General features: G+C 38.4%; 26 protein-coding genes and 1 tRNA gene. 5 read left to right on the top strand and 22 right to left on the bottom strand.

The features are described 5' to 3' along the window. Positions 1-249: 249 nt before the first annotated feature. Together HMPREF1517_RS01425 and rnjA are read left to right on the top strand one after the other, a co-directional pair. A complete protein-coding gene (locus tag HMPREF1517_RS01425; RefSeq protein WP_002884752.1) occupies positions 250-480 on the top strand; it encodes a DNA-dependent RNA polymerase subunit epsilon in 231 nt (76 codons plus the stop codon). Positions 481-484: 4 nt separating this feature from the next. Beyond that, a complete protein-coding gene (gene rnjA, locus HMPREF1517_RS01420) occupies positions 485-2167 on the top strand; it encodes a ribonuclease J1 (protein ID WP_002884294.1) in 1683 nt (560 codons plus the stop codon). A gap of 100 nt (positions 2168-2267) precedes the next feature. Here rnjA and HMPREF1517_RS01415 read toward each other — a convergent pair whose 3' ends face one another. The 5 genes from HMPREF1517_RS01415 to HMPREF1517_RS01395 form a co-directional block, all read right to left on the bottom strand. Further along, a complete protein-coding gene (locus HMPREF1517_RS01415) occupies positions 2268-2900 on the bottom strand; it encodes a CHAP domain-containing protein (RefSeq protein WP_008535629.1) in 633 nt (210 codons plus the stop codon). Between the two features lie 186 nt (positions 2901-3086). After that, on the bottom strand, positions 3087-4430 hold the full coding sequence (gene glnA, locus HMPREF1517_RS01410) for a type I glutamate--ammonia ligase (protein WP_002884322.1): 1344 nt from the start codon (positions 4428-4430) through the stop codon (positions 3087-3089). Between the two features lie 48 nt (positions 4431-4478). After that, positions 4479-4853, bottom strand: a complete 375-nt coding sequence (locus HMPREF1517_RS01405; RefSeq protein WP_008535631.1) for a MerR family transcriptional regulator — start codon at positions 4851-4853, stop codon at positions 4479-4481. Positions 4854-5026: 173 nt separating this feature from the next. Then, positions 5027-5530 carry an FUSC family protein gene (locus tag HMPREF1517_RS01400; protein WP_037599072.1) on the bottom strand — a complete coding sequence of 168 codons (504 nt, stop codon included), beginning with the start codon at positions 5528-5530 and terminating at the stop codon, positions 5027-5029. 188 nt (positions 5531-5718) lie between these two features. Next, positions 5719-6918 (bottom strand): phosphoglycerate kinase, encoded by a 1200-nt coding sequence (locus tag HMPREF1517_RS01395; RefSeq protein WP_002884739.1) that lies wholly within the window; start codon positions 6916-6918, stop codon positions 5719-5721. A gap of 141 nt (positions 6919-7059) precedes the next feature. Here HMPREF1517_RS01395 and HMPREF1517_RS01390 point away from each other — a divergent pair, with 141 nt between their 5' ends. Further along, positions 7060-7764: a hypothetical protein gene (locus HMPREF1517_RS01390; protein ID WP_037599071.1), complete on the top strand. Its 705-nt coding sequence runs from the start codon at positions 7060-7062 to the stop codon at positions 7762-7764. A gap of 111 nt (positions 7765-7875) precedes the next feature. Here the strand turns inward: HMPREF1517_RS01390 and gap are convergent, their stop codons facing one another. The 10 genes from gap to rsgA form a co-directional block, all read right to left on the bottom strand. Next, the gene (gene gap / locus HMPREF1517_RS01385) at positions 7876-8886 is read right to left on the bottom strand and encodes a type I glyceraldehyde-3-phosphate dehydrogenase (RefSeq protein ID WP_002884461.1); all 1011 of its coding nucleotides are present in this window, start codon (positions 8884-8886) and stop codon (positions 7876-7878) included. Positions 8887-9074: 188 nt separating this feature from the next. Beyond that, positions 9075-11156 (bottom strand): elongation factor G, encoded by a 2082-nt coding sequence (fusA, locus tag HMPREF1517_RS01380; protein ID WP_002891917.1) that lies wholly within the window; start codon positions 11154-11156, stop codon positions 9075-9077. Positions 11157-11368: 212 nt separating this feature from the next. Continuing rightward, on the bottom strand, positions 11369-11839 hold the full coding sequence (rpsG, locus tag HMPREF1517_RS01375) for a 30S ribosomal protein S7 (protein WP_002884746.1): 471 nt from the start codon (positions 11837-11839) through the stop codon (positions 11369-11371). An 18-nt stretch (positions 11840-11857) separates the two neighbouring features. After that, on the bottom strand, positions 11858-12271 hold the full coding sequence (rpsL, locus tag HMPREF1517_RS01370; RefSeq protein WP_002884809.1) for a 30S ribosomal protein S12: 414 nt from the start codon (positions 12269-12271) through the stop codon (positions 11858-11860). Between the two features lie 228 nt (positions 12272-12499). Next, a complete protein-coding gene (purR, locus tag HMPREF1517_RS01365; protein WP_002891918.1) occupies positions 12500-13315 on the bottom strand; it encodes a pur operon repressor in 816 nt (271 codons plus the stop codon). Positions 13316-13408: 93 nt separating this feature from the next. Further along, positions 13409-14350, bottom strand: coding sequence for a 3'-5' exoribonuclease YhaM family protein (locus HMPREF1517_RS01360; RefSeq protein WP_037599070.1), 942 nt, complete (start codon positions 14348-14350; stop codon positions 13409-13411). After that, on the bottom strand, positions 14340-15614 hold the full coding sequence (gene rmuC, locus HMPREF1517_RS01355) for a DNA recombination protein RmuC (protein WP_037598490.1): 1275 nt from the start codon (positions 15612-15614) through the stop codon (positions 14340-14342). The genes HMPREF1517_RS01360 and rmuC overlap by 11 nt, the downstream gene beginning before the upstream one ends. Position 15615: 1 nt before the next feature. Beyond that, positions 15616-16248 carry a thiamine diphosphokinase gene (locus tag HMPREF1517_RS01350; protein ID WP_037599069.1) on the bottom strand — a complete coding sequence of 211 codons (633 nt, stop codon included), beginning with the start codon at positions 16246-16248 and terminating at the stop codon, positions 15616-15618. Next, on the bottom strand, positions 16241-16900 hold the full coding sequence (gene rpe, locus HMPREF1517_RS01345) for a ribulose-phosphate 3-epimerase (protein ID WP_002884311.1): 660 nt from the start codon (positions 16898-16900) through the stop codon (positions 16241-16243). The genes HMPREF1517_RS01350 and rpe overlap by 8 nt, the downstream gene beginning before the upstream one ends. A gap of 7 nt (positions 16901-16907) precedes the next feature. Next, on the bottom strand, positions 16908-17780 hold the full coding sequence (rsgA, locus tag HMPREF1517_RS01340; protein WP_037599068.1) for a ribosome small subunit-dependent GTPase A: 873 nt from the start codon (positions 17778-17780) through the stop codon (positions 16908-16910). A 134-nt stretch (positions 17781-17914) separates the two neighbouring features. Here rsgA and HMPREF1517_RS01335 point away from each other — a divergent pair. Beyond that, positions 17915-17997: transfer RNA gene (locus tag HMPREF1517_RS01335), tRNA-Leu, on the top strand. Between the two features lie 39 nt (positions 17998-18036). Here the strand turns inward: HMPREF1517_RS01335 and rsmA are convergent. From rsmA to trxA, 5 genes are all read right to left on the bottom strand, one after another. Then, the gene (gene rsmA / locus HMPREF1517_RS01330) at positions 18037-18909 is read right to left on the bottom strand and encodes a 16S rRNA (adenine(1518)-N(6)/adenine(1519)-N(6))-dimethyltransferase RsmA (protein WP_037599067.1); all 873 of its coding nucleotides are present in this window, start codon (positions 18907-18909) and stop codon (positions 18037-18039) included. 126 nt (positions 18910-19035) lie between these two features. After that, the gene (gene rnmV / locus HMPREF1517_RS01325; protein ID WP_037599066.1) at positions 19036-19596 is read right to left on the bottom strand and encodes a ribonuclease M5; all 561 of its coding nucleotides are present in this window, start codon (positions 19594-19596) and stop codon (positions 19036-19038) included. Next, positions 19589-20365 carry a TatD family hydrolase gene (locus tag HMPREF1517_RS01320; RefSeq protein WP_037599169.1) on the bottom strand — a complete coding sequence of 259 codons (777 nt, stop codon included), beginning with the start codon at positions 20363-20365 and terminating at the stop codon, positions 19589-19591. The genes rnmV and HMPREF1517_RS01320 overlap by 8 nt, the downstream gene beginning before the upstream one ends. 53 nt (positions 20366-20418) lie before the next feature. Next, on the bottom strand, positions 20419-20850 hold the full coding sequence (locus tag HMPREF1517_RS01315; RefSeq protein ID WP_037599065.1) for a CoA-binding protein: 432 nt from the start codon (positions 20848-20850) through the stop codon (positions 20419-20421). Positions 20851-20915: 65 nt separating this feature from the next. Continuing rightward, positions 20916-21230, bottom strand: coding sequence for a thioredoxin (gene trxA / locus HMPREF1517_RS01310; protein WP_037599064.1), 315 nt, complete (start codon positions 21228-21230; stop codon positions 20916-20918). A 194-nt stretch (positions 21231-21424) separates the two neighbouring features. Between trxA and HMPREF1517_RS01305 the strand changes: the two genes are divergently transcribed. Beyond that, positions 21425-22207, top strand: coding sequence for a protein-ADP-ribose hydrolase (locus HMPREF1517_RS01305; RefSeq protein ID WP_037599063.1), 783 nt, complete (start codon positions 21425-21427; stop codon positions 22205-22207). Between the two features lie 31 nt (positions 22208-22238). Here the strand turns inward: HMPREF1517_RS01305 and HMPREF1517_RS01300 are convergent, their stop codons facing one another. Continuing rightward, positions 22239-22652 carry an acyl-CoA thioesterase gene (locus tag HMPREF1517_RS01300; protein WP_037599062.1) on the bottom strand — a complete coding sequence of 138 codons (414 nt, stop codon included), beginning with the start codon at positions 22650-22652 and terminating at the stop codon, positions 22239-22241. 17 nt (positions 22653-22669) lie between these two features. Beyond that, positions 22670-23005 (bottom strand): conjugal transfer protein TraF, encoded by a 336-nt coding sequence (traF, locus tag HMPREF1517_RS01295; protein ID WP_037599061.1) that lies wholly within the window; start codon positions 23003-23005, stop codon positions 22670-22672. Positions 23006-23138: the final 133 nt, after the last annotated feature.

Below are 23138 nucleotides of genomic sequence, written 5' to 3'. Positions count from 1 at the left end.
GTTTCCTTTTATGCTTTTCTATTATAACACAAGTCACTGTTTCCCAGAAACGAACATTTTCCAACTTTTTCCGCCATTTTCTTTATCTAGTCCTTATCTTATGGTACAATAATAGTAATTGTTAAACGAATCAAGGCTACTAGCTATTACTCATAAAGTGAATATCATAACGTCAAGTAAATCATAGAAAGATTAACTTGACCGGTTTTTTTATAGAATGGCAGAGCCTTTTGGAAAGAAAGGAAAACCATGATTTATAAAGTCTTTTACCAAGAAACTAAAGAGCGTAATCCACGCCGTGAACAGACAAAATCACTCTACCTAGATATCGATGCAGAAACTGAACTTGAGGGACGTATCCAAGCTCGTCAAATCATCGAAAAAAACACTGCCTATAACATCGAATTCATCGAGCTCCTCTCAGAAAAAGCCCTTGAATACGAAAAAGAAACAGGCGTTTTTGAAGTAACGGAGTTCTAAGACCATGGCATCAAAAATCAATCTAAAACCTGAAGAAGTTGGGGTTTATGCGATTGGTGGTTTGGGGGAAATCGGTAAAAACACCTATGGTATTGAATACCAAGATGAGATTATCATCGTCGATGCGGGTATTAAATTCCCCGAAGACGATCTTCTCGGAATCGACTATGTCATCCCAGACTATTCTTACATCGTTGAAAACGTTGATCGTGTAAAGGCACTTGTCATTACCCACGGTCACGAAGACCATATTGGTGGGATTCCCTTCCTTCTTAAACAGGCAAATATCCCAATTTATGCAGGACCGCTTGCTCTTGCTCTTATCAAAGGAAAATTGGAAGAACACGGACTACTTCGTGACGCACAACTCTACGAAATTAATGCTAATACAGAGCTTACTTTCAAAAATATGAGCGTGACCTTCTTCCGTACTACTCACTCAATTCCAGAACCTCTCGGTATTGTCATCCATACACCTCAAGGTAAAATTGTGTGTACCGGTGACTTTAAGTTTGACTTCACCCCAGTAGGGGAACCAGCAGACCTTCACCGTATGGCTGCACTTGGTGAGGAAGGCGTTCTTTGCCTCCTCTCAGACTCAACCAATGCTGAAGTACCAACTTTCACTAATTCCGAGAAGGTTGTTGGCCAATCCATTATGAAAATTATTGAAGGCATCCACGGACGTATTATTTTCGCCTCATTTGCCTCAAATATTTTCCGTCTTCAACAAGCTGCCGAAGCCGCTGTAAAAACTGGCCGTAAGATTGTTGTCTTCGGACGTTCTATGGAAAAAGCCATTGTCAATGGGGTTGAACTAGGTTACATCAAGGTTCCAAAAGGGACTATCATTGATCCTAGTGAAATGAAAAACTACCACGCCAGTGAGATTCTTATCATGTGTACCGGTTCTCAAGGGGAGCCTATGGCGGCCCTTGCACGTATCGCCAATGGTATGCACCGCCAAGTGACACTACAACCTGGTGACACTGTCATCTTCTCATCTAGTCCTATTCCAGGGAACACCACTAGCGTTAACCGTCTGATTAATACCATTCAAGAAGCTGGTGTTGATGTTATCCACGGTAAAATCAACAATATCCATACCTCTGGACACGGTGGTCAACAAGAGCAAAAACTAATGCTTCGTTTGATCAAACCAAAATTCTTCATGCCTGTTCACGGTGAATACCGCATGCAGAAAGTCCACGCAGGTCTTGCTGTTGATTGTGGCGTTCCAAAAGATAATATCTTCATTATGGAAAATGGTGATGTCTTAGCCCTAACAAAAGACTCTGCTCGTCGTGCAGGTCACTTCAATGCCCAAGATATCTATGTTGATGGTAATGGTATTGGGGATATCGGAGCCGCGGTTCTTCGTGACCGTCGTGATCTTTCTGAAGATGGTGTCGTACTTGCCGTAGCTACTGTTGACTTCAAGTCTAAGATGATTCTAGCTGGTCCAGACATCCTCAGTCGTGGCTTCATCTATATGCGTGAATCTGGCGATCTTATCCGCGAAAGCCAACGCATTCTATTCAATGCTATTCGTATCGCTCTTAAGAATAAAGATGCTAGCATCCAATCTGTTAACGGAGCTATCGTCAATGCTTTACGCCCATTCCTATATGAAAAAACAGAACGTGAACCAATCATTATTCCAATGATTCTCACACCTGATAAATAAAAAAATGGTAGCCATCTAGCTACCATTTTTTAAGTTTAAATCCAGTCTGAGCACAACTCTTCCAGCAAGTAAAAAAGCGCTATAAGCGCTTCTTTTCGTTTTATGCACCTGGATAAATGTAAGATACTGAACCTGGTGTAGTTGAGTTTTGTGGATCAAACCAACCACGATAGTTATTGATTTGTTGCTGGTTGTTATAGTTTGACTCCAAGATCTGAATTTGACCATCTTGACCAACTTGTGTTACATAACCAACGTGACCATAACCACCATCAGTCCAACATACAATTGATCCTGTCACAGGTGTTGAACCTACAGCATAACCTTGGCTAGCAGCGCTTCCGGCCCAATCGCCACCATTACCCCACCAGTTACTTGCCCATGGAGCGACTTCCTTAACACCCCATGTACATTGACCAACTGGATAACGATTCCAAGTAGCATCTGAATCAGTAGCTGTTACCTCTGAAGAAGAAACTTCTGTTGTTTCTTCAACTGCCGTAGTAGCTCCTGAAACTTCCAAGCTTCCACCAGGAACAATTGTTGACCAAATAGTCATGCCATTTTCAGCTGCTAATTGATAAGGATCTACACCATACTGACTAGCAATCCCGAAGAATGAATCTCCATTTTGAACTGTATAAGTATCAGCATTAACTGTTTGTGCGACTGTAAGACCGAGCAATAATGCACTTGAGGCTGCTGCCAAAGCAGCTTTTTTTGTAGTTTTCATATTTCCCCCTGAATAAGATTAATATGGAATTAGTTTAACACTCTCATATTTTAATGCGATTAAGGGGGAATAAAGAAATATGACAAAAGAAAACAGCTCAGTTAAAACTACGTAATTTGTCCAAGAACTTAATAAATTTAGAAGAAAAAGAAAACCAGGCATAACCTGATTTTCAAATTTAATTCCTTAATAAATGTCCAAGTAGTTATCAATTTCCCATTGTGAAACAAAGGTAGCATAGCTTGCCCATTCCATACGTTTCGCATCAAGGAAGTTTGTATAGATATGATTACCCAAAGCTTGACGAACCACTTCATCTGTTTCCAATGCTTTAAGGGCGTTACGAAGTGTTGATGGCAAATCAATAATACCTGCTTCTTTACGTTCTTCAGGAGACATTGAGTAAATGTTTGTTTCAACTGGATCTGGAGCATCAATCTTGTTAATAATACCATCAAGACCAGCTTCCAAAAGAACAGCAAGTGCCAAGTATGGGTTTGCCATTGGGTCTACCGAACGCAATTCCAAACGCGTACCCATACCACGAGACGCAGGAACGCGGATCAATGGTGAACGGTTGCTACCTGCCCATGCAATATATACAGGAGCTTCATATCCAGGAACCAAACGTTTGTAAGAGTTAACTGTTGGGTTAATAATTGCAGTATAGTTGTATGCATGTTTCATCAAACCACCAAGGAAGTAGTAAGCGTCTTGAGACAATTGCATACCACGTGGATCCTCTGGATCAAAGAATGCATTTCCTTCTTCAGTGAAGAGAGACATGTTACAGTGCATACCGCTACCAGCAATACCATATTTAGGTTTCGCCATAAATGTCGCATAAAGACCATGTTTACGAGCGATTGTCTTAACAACCAATTTGAAAATTTGGATATTATCACAAGCCTTCAAAACATCTGTATACTTGAAGTCGATTTCATGTTGACCAACCGCCACTTCATGGTGAGATGCCTCAACATCAAATCCCATTTCTGTCAACACATTAACGATTTCACGACGTGTGTTGTCTGCAAGGTCAGTTGGAGCAAGGTCAAAATAACCACCTTTATCGTTAACTTCAAGCGTAGGATTACCTTGCTCATCTAATTTGAAAAGGAAAAATTCTGGTTCTGGTCCAAGGTTAAATGATTTATAACCAACTTCTTCCATATGACGCAAAGCTTTTTTCAAGTTACCACGAGGGTCACCAGCAAATGGTTCACCCGCAGAAGTATAGATATCACAAATAAGACCAGCTACTGCACCATTTTCATCGCCCCAAGGGAAAACTGTCCACGTATCAAGATCTGGATAAAGATACATATCAGATTCGTTGATACGAACAAATCCCTCGATTGATGAACCATCAAACATAGCTTTATTTGAAAGTACCTTATCCAACTGTTCATCTGTCGCAGGAATTTCAACGTTCTTCATAACACCAAGGATATCAGAGAACATTAAACGCAAGAAAGTAACATTCTTCTCTTTGACTTCGCGACGAATATCAGCTGCTGTGATTGCCATAATAGGGGTCTCCTTTATAAAAACCAAAAATAAAAGTTCAAAGCGTAATTAGATACGCAAGTTACCAAATTGTTGTGACGGGGTCGTAAAACGGCCTTGCTGAAGGAGTTCATCATGCAAGATACGTCGAACGTCCGCATCTGTTAAAGCCACTTGTTTTTGTTGGGCACGAACTTCACGCTCTTCGTACTCATGTTTAATCGCTGCAATATTGTAACCATCATCCAAAAAGTCTTTGATTTCCAATAAACGATCCATATCATTTAATGAGTACATCCGACGATTTCCAGCTGTACGTTCAGGTTGAATTAAACCTTGATCTTCATAGTAACGAATTTGACGAGCGGTTAAATCCGTCAACTTCATAACTGTTCCAATCGGAAAAACAGCTAGAGAACGCCTTAATTCTTTCTCTCTTGCCATGATCATCCTCCTTTCCTAACAATTATATTCTGAATATTTCTACATGTCAACAGTTTATGTCACTTTTTCTTACACAATAAGCAATTACCGAACATTACATTGTATATTCGCTCTAATTTAAGGATTTTATCGAAAAATCATAAAAAATAGAGTCCAATAGAACCCTATCATTCTTATTTTAAATGTTTAAGTAGCCAATCATAATCATAATTGACAAGGATTGCTATAAAGACTCCACAGAAAGTTTCAAAGACTCTAGCAATAACATAAGTAAAGGTATTATCAGGCGGAATAGACAAGGTAATAATCAAAAGTGCAGCCACCCCTCCAATAACACCAGAAGCATTATTAAAAGACACATTAATGACAATCGTTAACATTGTCAAAATTGGAACCAATAGCAAGGTCACCCAAACTGAATGATGAAACCACATATTCACAAAGTAAAATAATAGCGACAAAAGACCTCCAACCGTATTCGCAAAAATACGTGATTTACCAAACTGAATACTTCTATCAAAGTTTTCTCGAAGACTAAAGACTGCTGTCAAACAACCAATCTGAAGCCCTTCCCAACCTAAAGCAGAAAAAAGACCTAAAACAAGAAAGACAGCAAGCCCCGTCTTAAATGTACGCATACCAAATTTAAATTTTTTCGGTTCAAATTTCAATCCCATTTTACTATTTTAACATGATTATGAAGCTTTTGGCTACTTATACATTATGTTACTGCAAAGTTCTAACTAATAATCGCCAATTTTTAGAGAGAAACTTACTTTCCAATAATAGTTTTAGCCTCTATCAAACACTCAATGAGATGACACAAAAAAGAGTTGGTTTCCCAACTCTTATCATTCTAATAGACTTATTTATCAGTAAGTGCAGCCAATCCTGGAAGTTCTTTACCTTCAAGAAGTTCCATAGAAGCACCACCACCAGTAGAGATCCATGAGAACTTGTCTGCACGACCAAGGTTGATAGCTGCAGCAGCTGAATCACCACCACCGATGATTGATTTAACGCCTGGTTGTTTTACGATAGCGTCCATCACACCGATTGTACCAGCTTGGAAGTCAGGGTTTTCAAATACACCCATAGGTCCGTTCCATACAACTGTTTTCGCACCAGTCAAGGCTTTATCGAATTCAGCAATTGATTTAGGACCGATATCCAAACCAAGGAAACCTGGGTCTACTGCTTCACCTTCAGTGTCTTTCACTTCAGTGTAGTCAGCAAATGCATTAGCTTCTTTTGAGTCAACTGGCAAAATCAATTTACCGTTTGATTTTTCAAGAAGAGCTTTAGCAACATCAAGTTTATCTTCTTCTACAAGTGAGTTACCGATTTCGATACCTTGTGCTTTGTAGAACGTGTAAGTCATACCACCACCGATAAGAACTTTATCAGCTTTTGCAAGAAGGTTTTCGATAACACCAATCTTATCAGATACTTTAGAACCACCAAGGATAGCTACGAATGGACGTTCTGGAGTTTCAACTGCTTCTTTGATGTAAGCAATTTCATTTTCAAGAAGGAAACCTGCAACAGCTTTGTCAACATTTGCTGAGATACCAACGTTAGATGCGTGTGCACGGTGAGCTGTACCGAATGCATCGTTTACGAAGATACCATCTCCAAGTGATGCCCAGTATTTACCAAGTTCAGGATCGTTTTTAGATTCTTTCTTGCCATCAACATCTTCAAAACGAGTGTTTTCAACCAAGAGAACTTGTCCATCTTCAAGAGCATTAACAGCTGCTTCCAATTCTGCACCACGTGTAACGCCTGGGATAAATTTAACGTCTTGACCCAATTTCGCAGCCAAGTCAGCGGCTACAGGAGCAAGTGATTTTCCTTCCTTATCAGCTTCTTCTTTTACACGTCCAAGGTGAGAGAAGAGGATTGCACGTCCGCCTTGTTCAAGAATATACTTGATAGTTGGAAGAGCAGCAGTGATACGGTTATCGTTAGTGATCACGCCATCTTTTACAGGTACGTTGAAGTCAACACGAACGAGAACTTTTTTCCCTTTCAAGTCAACGTCTTTAACAGTCAATTTAGCCATTTGATCAGACTCCTTATTTTTTTAATACGTTTTCATTATATCACAAAATGCATAAAAGAGATAGCAAAATCAGAAGGATTTCTAGCTTATTGCTAGTATAATACATTTATCATATAATCAAAATAGAAAGGTAAAAAAGCTATGAAAAAACAACTAAACAATAGGCAGCAACAAGCTGACTATGATCTAAATGTAATCCTCATTCTTACCCTTGTTCCTCTTCTACTCTTTCTTACTTTTAAACCAACTCTTTTTTCCTACACTAACCAAACCTCAGTACCACTATGGCTTCGATTAATCTTATTAGCCAGTTGTCAATTTGCCATTGCAGGCTTGGGAACCAGCACTGTTATGCTTTATCGTAAAGAATCTTTCAGATACTTTAGATTAATCACAAAAAATCTAGTTCCTACCCTTTTTCAATCTCTTCTTATAGCCTTACCACTTATCATATTGAAAGTAGTTACTCACCAGATTCATTCCTATCTACCTCTTCAATCAATAGAATTAACAAAAGAAGTAATGATACAATCATTTCCTAGTAATATCCTAGCATACCTATTCATCTGTCTTATTTGGGGATTCTGGGAAGGATTTAACTATGTAGTCATCGCTGAAAAGATACGCATACGTTTTCCATCTCCTTACTCTTGGTTAGATAGTGGAGCAATAACTTGTGCGATTTTTTGCCTTCTTATCCATGGAATCATTGGTTTTGATATCTATACCTTATTTGAAGCACTTACCGTTTTTATACTAATTTATGGTATGCTAGCCATTCAAAAACACAATAAAAACTCCTGGGGTTGTGTCATGCTCTTTCTACTTATTTGGAATGCCTTCTAGCTTATTCATAAATCACAATACTACTGAGATTATAACAACCAATTTATACGGCTGTTTTATTATTTTGAGAAATAAAAAAAGAGCCGAAGCTCTTCTTTTTATACAATTGAATTATTTAGCGATTTTCGCGAAGTATTCAAGAGTACGTACAAGTTGTGAAGTGTATGACATTTCGTTGTCGTACCAAGAAACAACTTTAACCAATTGTTTACCATCAACAGTTTGTACTTTAGTTTGAGTTGCATCAAACAATGAACCGTAAGAAATACCTACGATATCTGAAGATACGATTGGATCTTCAGTGTAACCGAATGATTCGTTTGAAGCTGCTTTCATAGCTGCGTTCACTTCATCAACAGTAACGTCTTTTTCAAGAACTGCTACCAATTCAGTAACTGATCCAGTTGGAACTGGAACACGTTGTGCAGCACCGTCAAGTTTACCGTTCAATTCTGGGATAACCAAACCGATAGCTTTAGCAGCACCAGTTGAGTTAGGAACGATGTTTGCAGCACCAGCACGTGCACGACGAAGGTCACCACCACGGTGTGGTCCGTCAAGGATCATTTGGTCACCAGTGTAAGCGTGGATAGTAGTCATCAAACCTTGTTTAACACCGAAGTTATCTTGCAATGCTTTAGCCATTGGAGCCAAGCAGTTTGTAGTACATGAAGCACCTGAGATAACTGTTTCAGTACCGTCAAGGATGTCGTGGTTAGTGTTAAATACGATTGTTTTAACATCGTTTCCACCAGGAGCAGTGATAACAACTTTCTTAGCTCCACCTTCGTGCAAGTGTTTTTCAGCAGCATCTTTCTTAGCAAAGAAACCAGTTGCTTCAAGAACGATTTCTACACCGTCGTTAGCCCAGTCAATTTGTTCTGGGTCACGTTCAGCAGAAACTTTAACGAATTTACCGTTAACTTCAAATCCACCATCTTTAACTTCAACAGTACCGTCGAAACGACCTTGAGTTGTGTCGTATTTCAACAAGTGTGCAAGCATAACTGGATCTGTAAGGTCGTTGATGCGTGTAACTTCAACACCTTCTACGTTTTGGATACGACGGAAAGCAAGACGACCGATACGACCGAAACCGTTAATACCAACTTTAACTACCATTAGTGATTTCCTCCTTATGAAAATCAAATAAATATAATTTTGAGAGCAAGCTCTCCCTATTGTGAAAAGATTAACTTGAGCGCTTTCAACTCAACCTTTCAACAGTCATATTATATAATTTTTTTCAAAAAATTGCAAATAGAAAAAGGCACTTACTTTCATAAGTACCTTAACTTTATAAGTTCTAATTAAGCCTCACCAGAATTTTTCTTGATGATTTCTTCTTGAACTGATTTAGGAACATCTTCATAGTGGTCAAATACCATCATGAATGTACCACGTCCTTGAGTTGCAGAACGAAGTGTTGTTGCATAACCGAACATTTCAGCAAGTGGAACATATGCACGAACAATTTGGCTGTTACCATGTGCTTCCATACCATCAACACGTCCACGACGAGCTGTAACGTGACCCATAACATCACCAAGGTTTTCTTCAGGAACAGTGATTGTTACAAGCATCATTGGTTCAAGGATAGTTGGTTGTGCAGTCTTAGCAGCTTCTTTAAGTGCAAGAGATGCAGCAATCTTGAAGGCAGTTTCAGATGAATCGACATCGTGGTATGAACCATCGTAAAGTTTAGCTTTGATGTCAACCATTGGGTATCCAGCAAGGACACCGTTAGCCATAGATTCTTCCAATCCTTTTTCTACTGCAGGGATGAATTCACGTGGAACCACACCACCGACGATAGCATTTTCGAATTCGAAACCTTTACCTTCTTCATTTGGAGTAAATTCAATCCAAACATCACCAAACTGACCTTTACCACCAGATTGACGTTTGAAGAATCCACGTGCTTGTGTAGCTGCACGGAATGTTTCACGGTATGATACTTGTGGAGCACCTACGTTTGCTTCAACTTTGTGTTCACGTTTCAAACGGTCAACAAGGACATCAAGGTGAAGTTCACCCATACCAGAGATAACTGTTTCACCAGTTTCAGGGTTAGTTTCAACACGGAATGTTGGATCTTCTTCAGCAAGTTTTTGAAGACCGATACCCATCTTATCTTGGTCAGCTTTAGTCTTAGGCTCAACCATCAATTGGATAACTGGTTCTGGAACTTCAATTGACTCAAGAATAACTTTAGCTTTTTCATCAGTCAATGAGTCACCAGTTGTAGTATCTTTCAAACCGATAGCAGCAGCGATATCACCGGCGTATACTTGTTCAATTTCTTGACGGCTGTTAGCGTGCATTTGAAGGATACGTCCGATACGTTCACGTTTACCTTTAGATGTGTTCATTACGTATGAACCTGATTGAAGGATACCTGAGTAAACACGGATAAATGTCAAACGACCTACAAATGGGTCAGTCATGATCTTGAAGGCAAGAGCTGCAAATGGCTCATCATCAGATGCTGGACGAGTTTCTTCTTCGTCTGTATCTGGGTTGATACCTTTGATTGCAGGGATATCAAGTGGGCTTGGAAGGTAATCGATAACCGCATCAAGCATCAATTGAACACCTTTGTTCTTGAAGGCAGAACCACAAAGAACTGGGAAGAATTCAACATTGATTGTTGCACGACGGATAGCTGCTTTCAATTCCTCGTTAGTGATTTCTTCACCTTCAAGGTATTTCATCATCAAATCTTCGTCAGTTTCAGCAACTGCTTCGATCAATTTTTCACGGTATTCGTTTGCTTGATCAACGTAATCTGCTGGAATATCTTCTTCAAGAATATCTGTACCAAGGTCATTAGTATAGATTTCAGCTTTCATTTTAATCAAGTCAATGATACCACGGAAATCATCTTCAGCACCGATTGGCAATTGGATTGGGTGTGCGTTTGCTTGAAGACGATCGTGAAGTGTGCTTACTGAGTAAAGGAAGTCTGCACCGATTTTATCCATTTTGTTGGCAAATACGATACGTGGAACACCATACTCAGTTGCTTGACGCCAAACTGTTTCAGTTTGAGGTTCTACACCTGATTGTGAGTCAAGAACGGTTACGGCACCATCCAATACACGGAGTGAACGTTGTACTTCGATTGTGAAGTCCACGTGTCCTGGTGTATCAATGATGTTAACGCGGTGACCATCCCATTGTGCTGTTGTAGCGGCAGATGTGATTGTGATACCACGTTCTTGTTCTTGCTCCATCCAGTCCATTTGTGATGCACCTTCGTGAGTTTCACCGATTTTGTGGATTTTACCAGTGTAGTAAAGGATACGCTCTGTTGTAGTTGTTTTACCGGCATCGACGTGGGCCATGATACCGATATTACGAGTTTTTGCAAGTGAAAATTCGCGTGCCATTAGGTTTATTCTCCTATAAATATTTTAGTTTACTTATTCATTATAACATTATTGTCAAAAAACGGATAGGCAGGACCTACCCGTTTTTTCACTAATATTTAACTGGTTTTCAAATGATATGAATTATATTATTTGAATTCAGAGTCAGCCTATTACAAATCCATAATCTTAGCTTATGAATATATGACTGTAATTCAGCTTGAAACTTATGATTACCAGCGGAAGTGTGCAAAGGCACGGTTTGCTTCAGCCATTTTGTGAGTATCTTCACGTTTCTTGACTGATGCACCAGTGTTGTTTGCAGCATCCATGATTTCTTTTGCAAGACGATCTTTCATAGTGTGTTCACCACGCGCACGTGATGCGTTAACCAACCAACGAAGACCAAGAGTTGTACGACGTTCTGGACGAACTTCAACTGGGACTTGGTAGTTTGAACCACCGACACGACGTGCACGTACTTCAAGTACAGGCATGATGTTGTCCATAGCTGTTTCAAATACTTCAAGAGCATCGTTTCCAGTTGCTTCTTTAATTTGCTCGAAAGCATCGTATACGATTGTTGCAGCAGTACCACGTTTACCGTCAAGCATTACACGGTTGATAAGACGTGTAACGATTTTTGAATTGTACAATGGATCTGCCAATACTTCGCGTTTAGGCGCTCTATTTTTACGACTCATTTTATCTTATCTCCCTTCTTATCCTTTAGGACGTTTAGCACCGTATTTAGAACGGCTTTGTTTACGATCAGCTACACCTGCAGTATCAAGTGCACCACGGACGATGTGGTAACGTACCCCTGGAAGGTCTTTTACACGTCCACCACGGATAAGAACAACGCTGTGTTCTTGGAGGTTGTGTCCGATACCTGGGATGTAAGCAGTAACTTCGATAAGGTTGCTCAAACGTACACGAGCGAATTTACGAAGGGCTGAGTTAGGTTTCTTAGGTGTCATTGTTCCAACACGTGTTGCAACACCACGTTTTTGTGGTGAAGATACGTTAGTTTGAACTTTTTTGTGGCTATTGTAACCAACGTTCAAAGCTGGTGATTTAGATTTAACAACTTTTGATTGACGTGGTTTACGAACCAATTGGTTAATTGTAGGCATCTACATTCTCCTGTGTTTTTTTATTTTTGGTTGATATGGCACTTGGTGACAGCCCATATCTGTGTGTACTTTTGCAACTTATGTCAGCACGTCTCTGTACACTTTTGAGAGACCAAAAGTAAAAAGTACCGTCTAGTATAATATCATTTTTCGATGGTTTTTGTCAACAGTTTCTTGTTAAAAAGAAAAATTCCTAATCATCAAATTAGGAATAATATCGTAGATTAATTACTTGTCAAAAATGTTACCGACTTCAACTTCTACCTTCTGTGCTTTTACATCAATGTCAGAAACCGTAAGTAATGATTTATATTCATGGATATCACGATCGCCTTTGGCATTTTCTGCGAATACAGCTACACCTACTAACTCACTATCAAATTCTGAAAGCAAGCTAATCATACCCGTAATGGTACCACCACCTTTAAGAAAATCGTCAACAATAAGGACGCGGCTATTGGGTTTCAAACTACGTTTTGAAAGGAACATCTTTTCAATACGGTCACTTGAACCACTAACGTAGTTTACCGATACAGTTGAACCTTCTGTAATTTTTAAGTCACGACGAACAATAACAAACGGAATGTTCAAGACATCTGCTACTGCATTTGCTAAAGGAACTCCTTTAGTTGCTACAGTCATAACGGCATCAATTTTTTGTCCCTTAAAGGCACTAGCAATGATACGACCAACATTTTTCAAAATAGATGGTGTACTCAATAAATCAGATAGGTAGAGATAACCACCTGGTAAGATACGATCACTCTCTGAAAGACGTTTACAAAGATCTTCAACCAGACTTCTTGCATCTTCATCAGAAATCGTTGGTGTAAACATAACACCGCCAGATGCACCAGTTACTGTTTCGATTTCTCCTATTTGACTTTCCTCAAAAGCTTTTTTAATGATAGCGACATCTTCTGAGATTGAAGACTTAGCAGCTTCATATCGCTCTGCAAAAGTATTGAGACTTGTCAATTGATAGGGATTATTAATTAGGTAGTTTGAAATCACTACCATGCGTTCACTTCGTTTTAATTTCATATGTTACCTATTTTTTCTGTACTTTTTAACTATTATACCATAATACAGCAAAAAACGAACATTTTCATATAAAATGCTCGCTTAATTTCGATTTTAATCAAATTTTGGCTTGTAGAAGGAACGATTATCCATAGCAAAGAGACGATTTGTCATTTCTCCTGGTCCTACTAGGTTAAGAGCTGTCGTCATCATCATCATACTGGCATCAAGATTATCAATCATATGAATAATTTCTGCTTCCATAATACGCGGGCGAACTGGGCTACCATACTCCAGTTGTCCGTGGTGGCTGAGAATAACATGACGCAAAACAACGACATCCTCACGCGTATCGTCAATATTAAGTTCCACAAGGACCTTGGTAATTTCTTCATCAATCAAGGCAATATGACCAATTAAGTTCCCACGAACCGTATACTCAGTGTTTTCAGGACCAGTAAGTTCAATAACCTTAGCTAAATCATGAAGCATAATCCCTGCAAAAAGTAGACTCTTATTGAGCTCTGGATAAATATCTCCAATGCTGTCCGCTAGGCGAACCATAGTAGACGTATGATAGGCTAGTCCACTTTCAAAAGCATGATGATTTGTTTTAGCAGCTGGAAAAGTGAAAAACTCTTTATTATACTTTCGATAAAGAGCACGAACAACACGCTGCCAAGTTGCTTCCTCAATCTTGAAAATCATTTGCTCTAGGTATTCGCGTACTTCAGAAGGATTTACCGGTGGTTTCTCTTTGAAATCAGCTGGATCATTTGGCTCACCAAATGTAGGCAAGCGTAAGGTTATTTGGTTTACCTGAGGAGTATTATTATAAACTTCTCGACGCCCCTCCATATGCACTACTTTACCTGCGGTAAATTCTTCGACATTATAAGGCTGAGCATCCCACAGGTTTCCTGAAATCTCTCCAGTATCATCCTGAAAAGTAAAGGCAATATAATCCTTTCCTGCTCTTGTCTTACGTACCTCTGCACGCTTAATCAGATAAAAACCTTCAAAATACTCGTCTTTTTTCATTTGATTAATCTTCATGCTTGTCCTCGTTTTCTAATCGTGGTAAATCTAACAAACTTTGTGTCGCACTGTCTTGATAGGTTTCAATTGTATCAAGAGCTCTAACAATTGCCCTACTCCTTGTGTTGAGAAGACTATCGACTGTTTTACTTGCTGTATTCAATTGTCTCTGAGCTTTAGCTAACATATCTCCAAACTTGCTAAATTCTAGTTTGACATTGCCTAAAACCTTACTAATATCATCTGCATTCTTTTGAATATTCAAAGTTCTAAATCCTACGGACAATGAATTCAAGAGTGCTGATAAAGTTGACGGCCCTGCGATAACAATATTCTCCTCGCGACGAAGGGCGTCAAAGAAGGCTGGTTGACGTACTACCTCAGCATAAAGTCCTTCCGTCGGCAAAAATAATATACCAAAATTTGTGGTTTCAGGTGGGTTAAGATACTTCTTGTTAATATCCTTGGCAAATCGCTTAATACTAGTCAAAAGAGACTTACGGTGATTCTCAATTTCCTCTTTATTACCAGACTCATAAGCATCTTCCAGACGATAGTAATCTTCCAAAGGAAACTTAGAATCAATGGGAAGGTAGATATATTCGTCTTTATGGTTTCCTGGCATTTTGATTGCATATTCAACTCGTTCACTTGAACCTGATACCGTAGGAAATTCTCGTTCGTACTGATTAACAGTCAATATGTCTTCAATAATTTGTCCTAATTGAAGCTCTCCCAGAATGCCTCGTGTTTTTGTATTTGAAAGGACCTTGTTAAGACTTCCAACATCCTTAGCTACATTTTTCATTTCCCCCAAGCCCTGGTTGACTGACTCTAACTGTCTTGAAACTGTCTCAAAAGAGGCTTGTAAACGTGTTTGTAGGGTTTGCTCAAGTTTCTCTTCAACTGTCTGACGCATTTGTTCCAAACGTTTCTCATTGGAATCCTGCATATCTTTAACAGCTTTGGTTAAGCTTTGGTTTATTTGCTCAAGACGTTGGTCAGAACGGTCTCGATTATCAGACAAATTTTGATGTAAAACTTCTCGGATATCTGTCAACTGTTGATATAGTTCCATCTGCAATTGGTTCAATTGCTTTGTCGTTTCCAGTTGGTTTGTCTTAGCAAAACTTTCCAATTGAAACGAAATTTGATCTGAAAGATTATCTGCATTTTCTTCCAAACCCTTATTAATCTGTTCTTTTAACTCCATATTTCTCAAGAAAAGAACAATAAGAATCCCAAAGCTTAATAAAGTTAAAAGTGTAAGTAGATAGATCATACTAACTCCTATCTTTAGTCTGGATGACAATCACATATCCATTTGGCACAATCACTTGAATTGGACCATCAACAAATTCATTACTAGAGTAGATTTTCTTTTGAAAATAATTCATACTAGTTAATTCGTATTTTGCTCCCAAAATCGTCAGTTCTCCATCACCTTCATGTAAAAAAGAAACATATGTCATTCCAGGTTCTGGTAACAAGTTATGACTTCCTTCTGGATAATAAGTAATCTTATTTTGCTTATCCTGCAAACAGATATGCCTCATAAGGGGAGCTAATTCAGGGTCACTGACCAAAAATAGATTTGATAACATATGATCAATTCTGCCACCAAAAGCACCGAAAATAGTTACTTCCGCCTCAGGATATAATTGAAATACAATTTTTAGGGCTAACTCTGTATCCGTGTCATCCTTTTCAGCTGGAGCAATCCTACACTCTTTAGCAGCCGATTGAATCATCTCTAACTCTGACCGAGATACTGAATCAAAGTCCCCGACAGCCAGATTAAGCGGCAAACCTAACTCCAACAAACGTAAGCAAGCACGATCCACCCCAACAAAATAATCAAAATCGGTAGTGAACCACTCTAGCTCACCACCGACAAATAAAGCTATTTTAGGCATCAATAGCATCACGAAGCGTTTGAACTTGGGCTGTCAAATCAGGATTTTTGAAGAGGTAAGAGCCCGCTACAAAAACATTAGCCCCCGCCTTGGCACATGCTGCAATGGTGTTGTTATCTACACCACCATCAACTTCAATATCGAATGAATAGCCACCTTTTTCGCGAAGCTCCACAACACGCTCTACTTTAGACATCATTTCTGGAATGAACGCCTGACCACCAAAACCTGGATTTACAGTCATAATAAGTACTTGATCCACTAAATCAAGTACAGGAATAAGTGCCTCGACTGGGGTTCCAGGATTAATCACAACACCTGCTTTCATACCAGCAGCTTTGATTTTCTGGAGGGCACCATGGATATGTTTAGTCGCTTCAACATGAATAGTCATGATATCTGCACCAGCTTGTGCATAGGCATCCACATAACGTTCAGGATCAACAACCATAAGGTGGCAATCAAAAACCAACTTGCTATGTTTACGCATGCTAGCGACCACATCTGCTCCCCAACTGATATTAGGGACAAATTGACCATCCATAATATCAATGTGAACATATTCCGCACCTGATGCATCAATACGAGCTAGTTCTGAAGCAAAATTAGCGTAATCAGCAGCTAGGATAGAAGGAGCAATTTTATATGACATGAGAGACCTACTTTCTTTTTACAGTTTTTTTATATGTTTCACGACGATTTTCAATTTCACTTAAAAATTGAAGGTAATTATCATAACGGACTTGCCAGATTTGGCCATCTTCAACCTCATCCTTAACAGCACAAGAAGGCTCATGGGTATGAGTACAAGAACGGAATTTACAGCCATGACTAGCTTGACGGATTTCTGGAAAAGCTTCACTCAAGTCCTCGGCATTATCCACTTCATAATCTAGAGAAGAGAATCCTGGTGTATCAGCAATCTTCCCTCCATGAACATCATAAAGACTTACAGCCCTTGTAGTATGACGTCCACGACCTAAACTGTCTGAAATCTCACCTGTTTCTAAATGTAACTGCGGAGCAATACGGTTCAACAAGGTTGATTTTCCAACACCTGTCTGTCCCATAAAAACTGTTATTTTATTAGTCAAGAGCGGTAATAGTTCTTCCAAACTGAAGACAAAATCAAAACCAATTTTTTGATACTGTTTTTGAATGGCCTTCATTTCTGAATCATCTTCAACCAAATCCATCTTAGAAATATAAATTACAGGTTTTATATTTTTATGCTCTAGTAAAACCAAAAAACGGTCCAGAAGATTACTATTGAAATCCGGTTCCTTAGCAGACATAATGACCACAGCCTGATCTATATTGACAATGGGTGGGCGCACTAAGCTATTGATTCGTTGACCAATTTTAAGGATATAACCTTCTGAATTTTCCTCTGCTGAAAATTCGACAAAGTCCCCAACGTAAGGTGTTTGTCCTTTTTTTCTAAAATTTCCTCGCGCACGCGTCTGGTATACAACACCATCATGCTCTACATAATAGAAACCTGCCAGTGCTTTGATAATTCTTCCTTGCAAGTGAACTCCTCAATCGTTTAATAGCCCTATTATACCACAAAACAACACGCTTTTCTGATCCAAAACAAACCACATTCCCATTTCCTTAAGCTCCTTGCATTTTTAGTAATTTGCAGTATAATAATCCTATCACTGCGGAGGTGGTGGAATGGCAGACACGCATGCTTCAGGCGCATGTGCTTTTTCAAGCGTGAGGGTTCAAATCCCTTTCTCCGCATAGCTGAAAATCCCACTGAAATTCAGTGGGATTTTTGAATTATAGACCTGATTCACTCAAAGCATCTGATAAGTGTGCAAAATCAGAAATAGATAGAGCCTCTCCACGAATAGAAGGTTTTATATCAGCAATTTCCAAAGCCTGCTCAAGTTTGGTTTTCACTTCTTCAGATTTACCAAAATGATTTGTTAAATTATTCCACAATGTCTTACGACGATGGACAAAGCTAGCCTTAGCCACTCGGAAAAGGAAATCCTCATCTTTAACTTCAACCAACGGTTGTTCACGGCGCGTCATCTTCAAAATTGCCGAGTCAACATTCGGGGCTGGTACAAAGACTGTACGAGGGACAACAAATGCCACTTTAGCGGTCATATAATACTGTACAGCAATTGATAGAGAACCATAAGCCTTGCTATTAGGCTCTGCAGAAATGCGGTCAGCAACCTCTTTTTGCATCATAACAACAAATTCTGCAAAAGGAATCTTACTCTCAATCAAATGCATCAAGATTGGCGTCGTAATATAATATGGCAAATTGGCGACTACCTTAATTGGTAGTTCTGGATTTTTAAACTCTTTGACACGTGTCTGTAAATCCGCCTTGAGAACATCTTCATTAATTACGTTAACATTTTCATGATCACGTAATGTATCCTCTAAAATCGGAACCAAGCGATCATCAATTTCAAAAGCCATAACTTCCGCAGCATTTTCAGCTAAGAATTCTGTTAATGCTCCGATACCAGGTCCAATTTCGATTACATTGACATTTTTATCGATCTCTGCCGTATCAACAATTTTTTGTAAAATATTTGTATCTGTTAAGAAGTTCTGTCCAAAAGACTTCTTAAAGGTAAAGCCATGGCGTTCAAGGACAGCCTTGGTCACCCTATAATCTGCAATTCTCATTTATTCTCTTTTCTTATTATTTTCTCGATTTTAATATTTGGACACAAAACAGGTCCAAACCCTTAATTATCCCAACCTCAATAATAAGCTACTTAGTAGCGATTTGATGTTAAAATCACTGGTAATCTAGTAATTTGACATAGCCTCTTCTAGCTCCTCTAATGTGATTCCAAACAATTCCAAACGCTTTAAAAGCTGCTTTCCATTGCAATAACCAATACGAAGCACCTCGCCCAAATATTCTCGACGCTTTCGACTATCTGCTCCCATTAGTAGCCCTAACTTCATAAGATTTGATTTACTAATATCAAACTGATTATCATCATCGTAACTACCTAAAACTCCAGATAAGGCCTTTTGAAGATCCTCAAAACTCGCATGCTCAACACCCAATGAACGACCTTTAGTCTTAGATTTTGGTGTTGCTTCCCCACGGTTTAAAAAAGCATGCTTTGCTGTCGGAACAGCTTCCATAATGATTTTACGGATACGTTCACCATTATAGTCTGGGTCAGTAAAAACAATTACTCCGCGTAAGTCATTAAGCTTATCGATACGCTCTAAGTCATCCTCATTAATAGCGGATCCTCTAGTCTCATAGGTATCCACCTCATAAAAACGTCTCAAATTTGCCGTATCATCCTTACCTTCTACGACGATGACTTCTTGAATCTTTATTCTATTCATCCAGACCAAAAATCCTCATCGCATTGTCATAAGTAGCCCTAGCCACTTCTTCACTCGTTAAACCACGAAGCTCAGCAATCTTGTCTACTACGTAACGTGTATAGCCTGTACGATTCTCACGACCACGTTTGGGAACAGGTGCCAAATACGGTGCATCCGTTTCAACCAGAATCTTATCTAAAGGTAACTTCTGAGCAGCTTCTTGGACATCCAAAGCCTTCTTAAAAGTTACAACACCTGAAAATGAAATCATCATTCCAAGATCAACAAATTTTTGAGCCATTTCTAGGGATCCTGAGTATGAGTGCATAATCCCCCCACGAGGACCAACACCAACTTCTTTAATAACAGCGTAAGTATCCTCAAGTGCATCACGTGTATGGACAACAAAAGGTAAATTGTGTTCCTTTGACAAAGCTATTTGACGCTTAAAGACATCAATCTGAGTTTCTTTAGGATCTTCCATCCAATAATAATCCAAACCGATTTCCCCAAGTGCCACAACTTTCGGATTATCCAATTGTGATACAATCATATCCTCAATTTCCTGAGAATAGGACCCCGCTTCCGTAGGATGCCATCCAATCGTACTATATAATTGATCATATCTCTCTGATAGTGCTAAAGATTTATTTATTGTTGGTTTATCAAAACCAACAATATTCATTTTAACAACACCTAGTTCAGCTGCAAAATCTATTTCTTCTTGTTCTTTTCCTGCAAAATTATCCACATTAAGATGGGTATGCGTATCAAAAATTTCAATCATAGCTCTATTATAACAAAAACGAGCGAGCATAGCTCACTCACCTTTTCATTTTATTAAACAAAGAGTCGCATATATTCCTTCTTTGTACAACGATTCATTACAATATCCTGTCTATTCGCTTGACGAAGAATAGTCTCAGCCTCCTCATTCTCAAGACCAATTTGACTCCAAAAAACTGTTGCATCCGTTTCAAGAAAATCATAGGCAACATCTGGTAAAAACTCACTTCGTCTAAATACATCAACAATATCAATCGAAAATGGGATATCTTTAAGATGAGCATAAACATGCTCTCCTAGAAGCTCCTGACCTTCTAGTTTGGGATTTACTGGTATAATACGATAACCAGCAGCTTGTAGAAAATGAGCAACCTGATAAGATGCTGCCTCCTTGCGATGAGATAAACCAACAATTGCAATCGTCTTTGCAGATTTTAAATAAGATTCTATAACCTCATCACTAGGATTTTGAAATGAATAAGACATATGATTCTCCTCGTCGTTTGAATAAACTAAAAATAAAAATCCCCAAACGGGACTGTGACGATTAGTTAGCTAAGCTCGGCAACGATAGCTTTAATTTGTTCTTTTGTATGTACACCTGCTACTTGCTTAACAACCTCACCATCTTTTTTGAAGAGTAAAGTTGGAATAGACATAATTCCAAACTTCTGAGCTGTTTCTGGGTTCTCATCAACATCAATTTTAACAATCTTAAGTTCATCTTCTGAAATTTCTTCAGAAAGTTGCTCAAGAATTGGTGCTTGCATCAAGCAAGGCCCACACCAAGTTGCCCAAAAATCAATCAAAACGAGGCCTTCAGCTGTTTCTTGTTCAAATGAAGCATCTGTTACTACTTGTGTCATTTAATCATCCTCCTAGACATTATAAAACTTTTGTAGACCTATTCTATATGATTCTAAAGGCTATTGCAAGAATTTGACACATACATAAAAAATTCTTATCAAATATTAGTCATTACCTATCATAGACATCACTTGCCCACAGCCAGTCTTGGGAGTATAATAATAAAAAACTATAAAAATAGAAATGAGTAAATATGGATAAAGATGCAATGATTACCTATCTCATAGGTGAACTCAAAAAAGAAAATCTAGAACTACATGATTTGATTATCCCAGAAGAACTCGAGGAAAAACAAAAACTTCTCAGAGCACTCTTTAATACACGTAAACCAATGGCAGCATCAACACAATTCTTAACAATCCAAGACCTTTACCTACAAGTTAGAAAAGGGGAAAGAGGATTTGTACAACTCAGTTCGCTCCAGACCATTCCACAAGATGATCGAATCTACCTCTGGAAAGGTGATATTACAAGACTCGAAGTAGATGCAATCGTAAATGCAGCTAATAAAACCTTACTTGGATGTATGAAACCACTTCATGATTGTGTAGATAACGCCATTCATACATACGCAGGTGTTCAGTTACGCCAAGCTTGTTTCGAGCTCATCTTAGAACAAGGATATGAAGAACCCGTTGGCATGGCTAAAATCACCCCAGCTTACAATCTTCCTTCTGCCTTTGTCATTCATACAGTAGGTCCAAAAATAGTAGACCAACCGACACAAATTGATGAAGATCTTTTAGCAAAAAGTTATCTTTCAGTATTAGCACTAGCTGAGAAAAATAACATTGAATCAATTGCTATACCATGTCTATCAACTGGAGATTTCAATTTTCCAAAACAAGAAGCTGCCAAAATCGCCATTCAAACAGTCAAAACCTTTATTGACGAGTCAAGTATAATAAAAAAAGTAATATTTAACGTATTTGATGATGAAAATTTAGCTATTTATAAAAAACTCCTTGCCAAATAAAAGAAGAAAATCGATTTGATTTTCTTCTTTTTTATTGCATAACTGAATGCTCTTTTAAAAGATTAAAAAATGACGAATAATCTCTTTTAAGATTGACAAAACTACCGTCCTTAGACAAGAAACTATGTTCAGAAACAGCTGTACAAACAAGGATTCCGTTTTGATTTACCATATTGTATACAAAAGTAAGTTTAGCAGATTTAACTCTTTTAACATTAATCTCGATAGAAATTACATCTGCAAAAGTAGAAGTAGCTTTATAGTCACAGGAAATTGAAGTAACAGGAGAGATAATTCCCTCCTCTTCAATTTTTTCATAAGGCCAACCTATCTCTCTTAGAAAAAAAGTTCTCGCCTCTTCCATCCACCGAACATAATTAGAATGATGAGTAATACCCATTCGATCTGTTTCATAATACTGGACCTCGTGTTTACAAATAAACATAAGAACCTCCAAAAAGACTAAGAAATAAAATCTAAAATATCATCCTCAGAAAGAGATGAGTCACATACAACCTTAGCAGCTCCATTTTCTGAAACAAAGAGAGCAGGAACTGTAGCAATACCATATCTTTTACGTAAAGCTTGAATATCTTCTAATTCTTCACTATTTTCGCTATTAATATAGAAAATAGTAAGATTTGAATTACGTGCCACATTTGATAATTTAGGTTCAAAAAGTTGACAATATGGACAAGAAGGACGTCCAATAAATAAAATAAATTTATCAGCTGTATCAATATTCTCCTTGGCCGAAGAAACAGAAATAGGTGTAAAAGCAGATGCAAAATTTGACATAATAATACCTCTCGAATAAAAATCTATTCATATAATATCTTAAAAACGTGAAATTAACAAGAAAATAAAACAAAAAAAGCTAGACCTAGGTCTAGCAATGAGAATTATACTCCGCCAGTAGGACTCGAACCTA

It is taken from the genome of Streptococcus sp. ACS2 (assembly GCF_000525585.1).
Taxonomy (GTDB): domain Bacteria; phylum Bacillota; class Bacilli; order Lactobacillales; family Streptococcaceae; genus Streptococcus.
Note: the sequence above shows the minus strand (reverse complement) of the source record. Positions and strands in the feature narration are given on the sequence as shown.

Bases quoted from the DNA above. Each gene is read 5' to 3' on its own strand.
- HMPREF1517_RS01425 (WP_002884752.1), top strand. From the start codon at position 250: ATGATTTATAAAGTCTTTTACCAAGAAACTAAAGAGCGTAATCCACGC.
- rnjA (WP_002884294.1), top strand. From the start codon at position 485: ATGGCATCAAAAATCAATCTAAAACCTGAAGAAGTTGGGGTTTATGCG.
- HMPREF1517_RS01415 (WP_008535629.1), bottom strand. From the start codon at position 2,900: ATGAAAACTACAAAAAAAGCTGCTTTGGCAGCAGCCTCAAGTGCATTA.
- glnA (WP_002884322.1), bottom strand. From the start codon at position 4,430: ATGGCAATCACAGCAGCTGATATTCGTCGCGAAGTCAAAGAGAAGAAT.
- HMPREF1517_RS01405 (WP_008535631.1), bottom strand. From the start codon at position 4,853: ATGGCAAGAGAGAAAGAATTAAGGCGTTCTCTAGCTGTTTTTCCGATT.
- HMPREF1517_RS01400 (WP_037599072.1), bottom strand. From the start codon at position 5,530: ATGGGATTGAAATTTGAACCGAAAAAATTTAAATTTGGTATGCGTACA.
- HMPREF1517_RS01395 (WP_002884739.1), bottom strand. From the start codon at position 6,918: ATGGCTAAATTGACTGTTAAAGACGTTGACTTGAAAGGGAAAAAAGTT.
- HMPREF1517_RS01390 (WP_037599071.1), top strand. From the start codon at position 7,060: ATGAAAAAACAACTAAACAATAGGCAGCAACAAGCTGACTATGATCTA.
- gap (WP_002884461.1), bottom strand. From the start codon at position 8,886: ATGGTAGTTAAAGTTGGTATTAACGGTTTCGGTCGTATCGGTCGTCTT.
- fusA (WP_002891917.1), bottom strand. From the start codon at position 11,156: ATGGCACGCGAATTTTCACTTGCAAAAACTCGTAATATCGGTATCATG.
- rpsG (WP_002884746.1), bottom strand. From the start codon at position 11,839: ATGAGTCGTAAAAATAGAGCGCCTAAACGCGAAGTATTGGCAGATCCA.
- rpsL (WP_002884809.1), bottom strand. From the start codon at position 12,271: ATGCCTACAATTAACCAATTGGTTCGTAAACCACGTCAATCAAAAGTT.
- purR (WP_002891918.1), bottom strand. From the start codon at position 13,315: ATGAAATTAAAACGAAGTGAACGCATGGTAGTGATTTCAAACTACCTA.
- HMPREF1517_RS01360 (WP_037599070.1), bottom strand. From the start codon at position 14,350: ATGAAGATTAATCAAATGAAAAAAGACGAGTATTTTGAAGGTTTTTAT.
- rmuC (WP_037598490.1), bottom strand. From the start codon at position 15,614: ATGATCTATCTACTTACACTTTTAACTTTATTAAGCTTTGGGATTCTT.
- HMPREF1517_RS01350 (WP_037599069.1), bottom strand. From the start codon at position 16,248: ATGCCTAAAATAGCTTTATTTGTCGGTGGTGAGCTAGAGTGGTTCACT.
- rpe (WP_002884311.1), bottom strand. From the start codon at position 16,900: ATGTCATATAAAATTGCTCCTTCTATCCTAGCTGCTGATTACGCTAAT.
- rsmA (WP_037599067.1), bottom strand. From the start codon at position 18,909: ATGAGAATTGCAGATTATAGGGTGACCAAGGCTGTCCTTGAACGCCAT.
- rnmV (WP_037599066.1), bottom strand. From the start codon at position 19,596: ATGAATAGAATAAAGATTCAAGAAGTCATCGTCGTAGAAGGTAAGGAT.
- HMPREF1517_RS01320 (WP_037599169.1), bottom strand. From the start codon at position 20,365: ATGATTGAAATTTTTGATACGCATACCCATCTTAATGTGGATAATTTT.
- HMPREF1517_RS01315 (WP_037599065.1), bottom strand. From the start codon at position 20,850: ATGTCTTATTCATTTCAAAATCCTAGTGATGAGGTTATAGAATCTTAT.
- trxA (WP_037599064.1), bottom strand. From the start codon at position 21,230: ATGACACAAGTAGTAACAGATGCTTCATTTGAACAAGAAACAGCTGAA.
- HMPREF1517_RS01305 (WP_037599063.1), top strand. From the start codon at position 21,425: ATGGATAAAGATGCAATGATTACCTATCTCATAGGTGAACTCAAAAAA.
- HMPREF1517_RS01300 (WP_037599062.1), bottom strand. From the start codon at position 22,652: ATGTTTATTTGTAAACACGAGGTCCAGTATTATGAAACAGATCGAATG.
- traF (WP_037599061.1), bottom strand. From the start codon at position 23,005: ATGTCAAATTTTGCATCTGCTTTTACACCTATTTCTGTTTCTTCGGCC.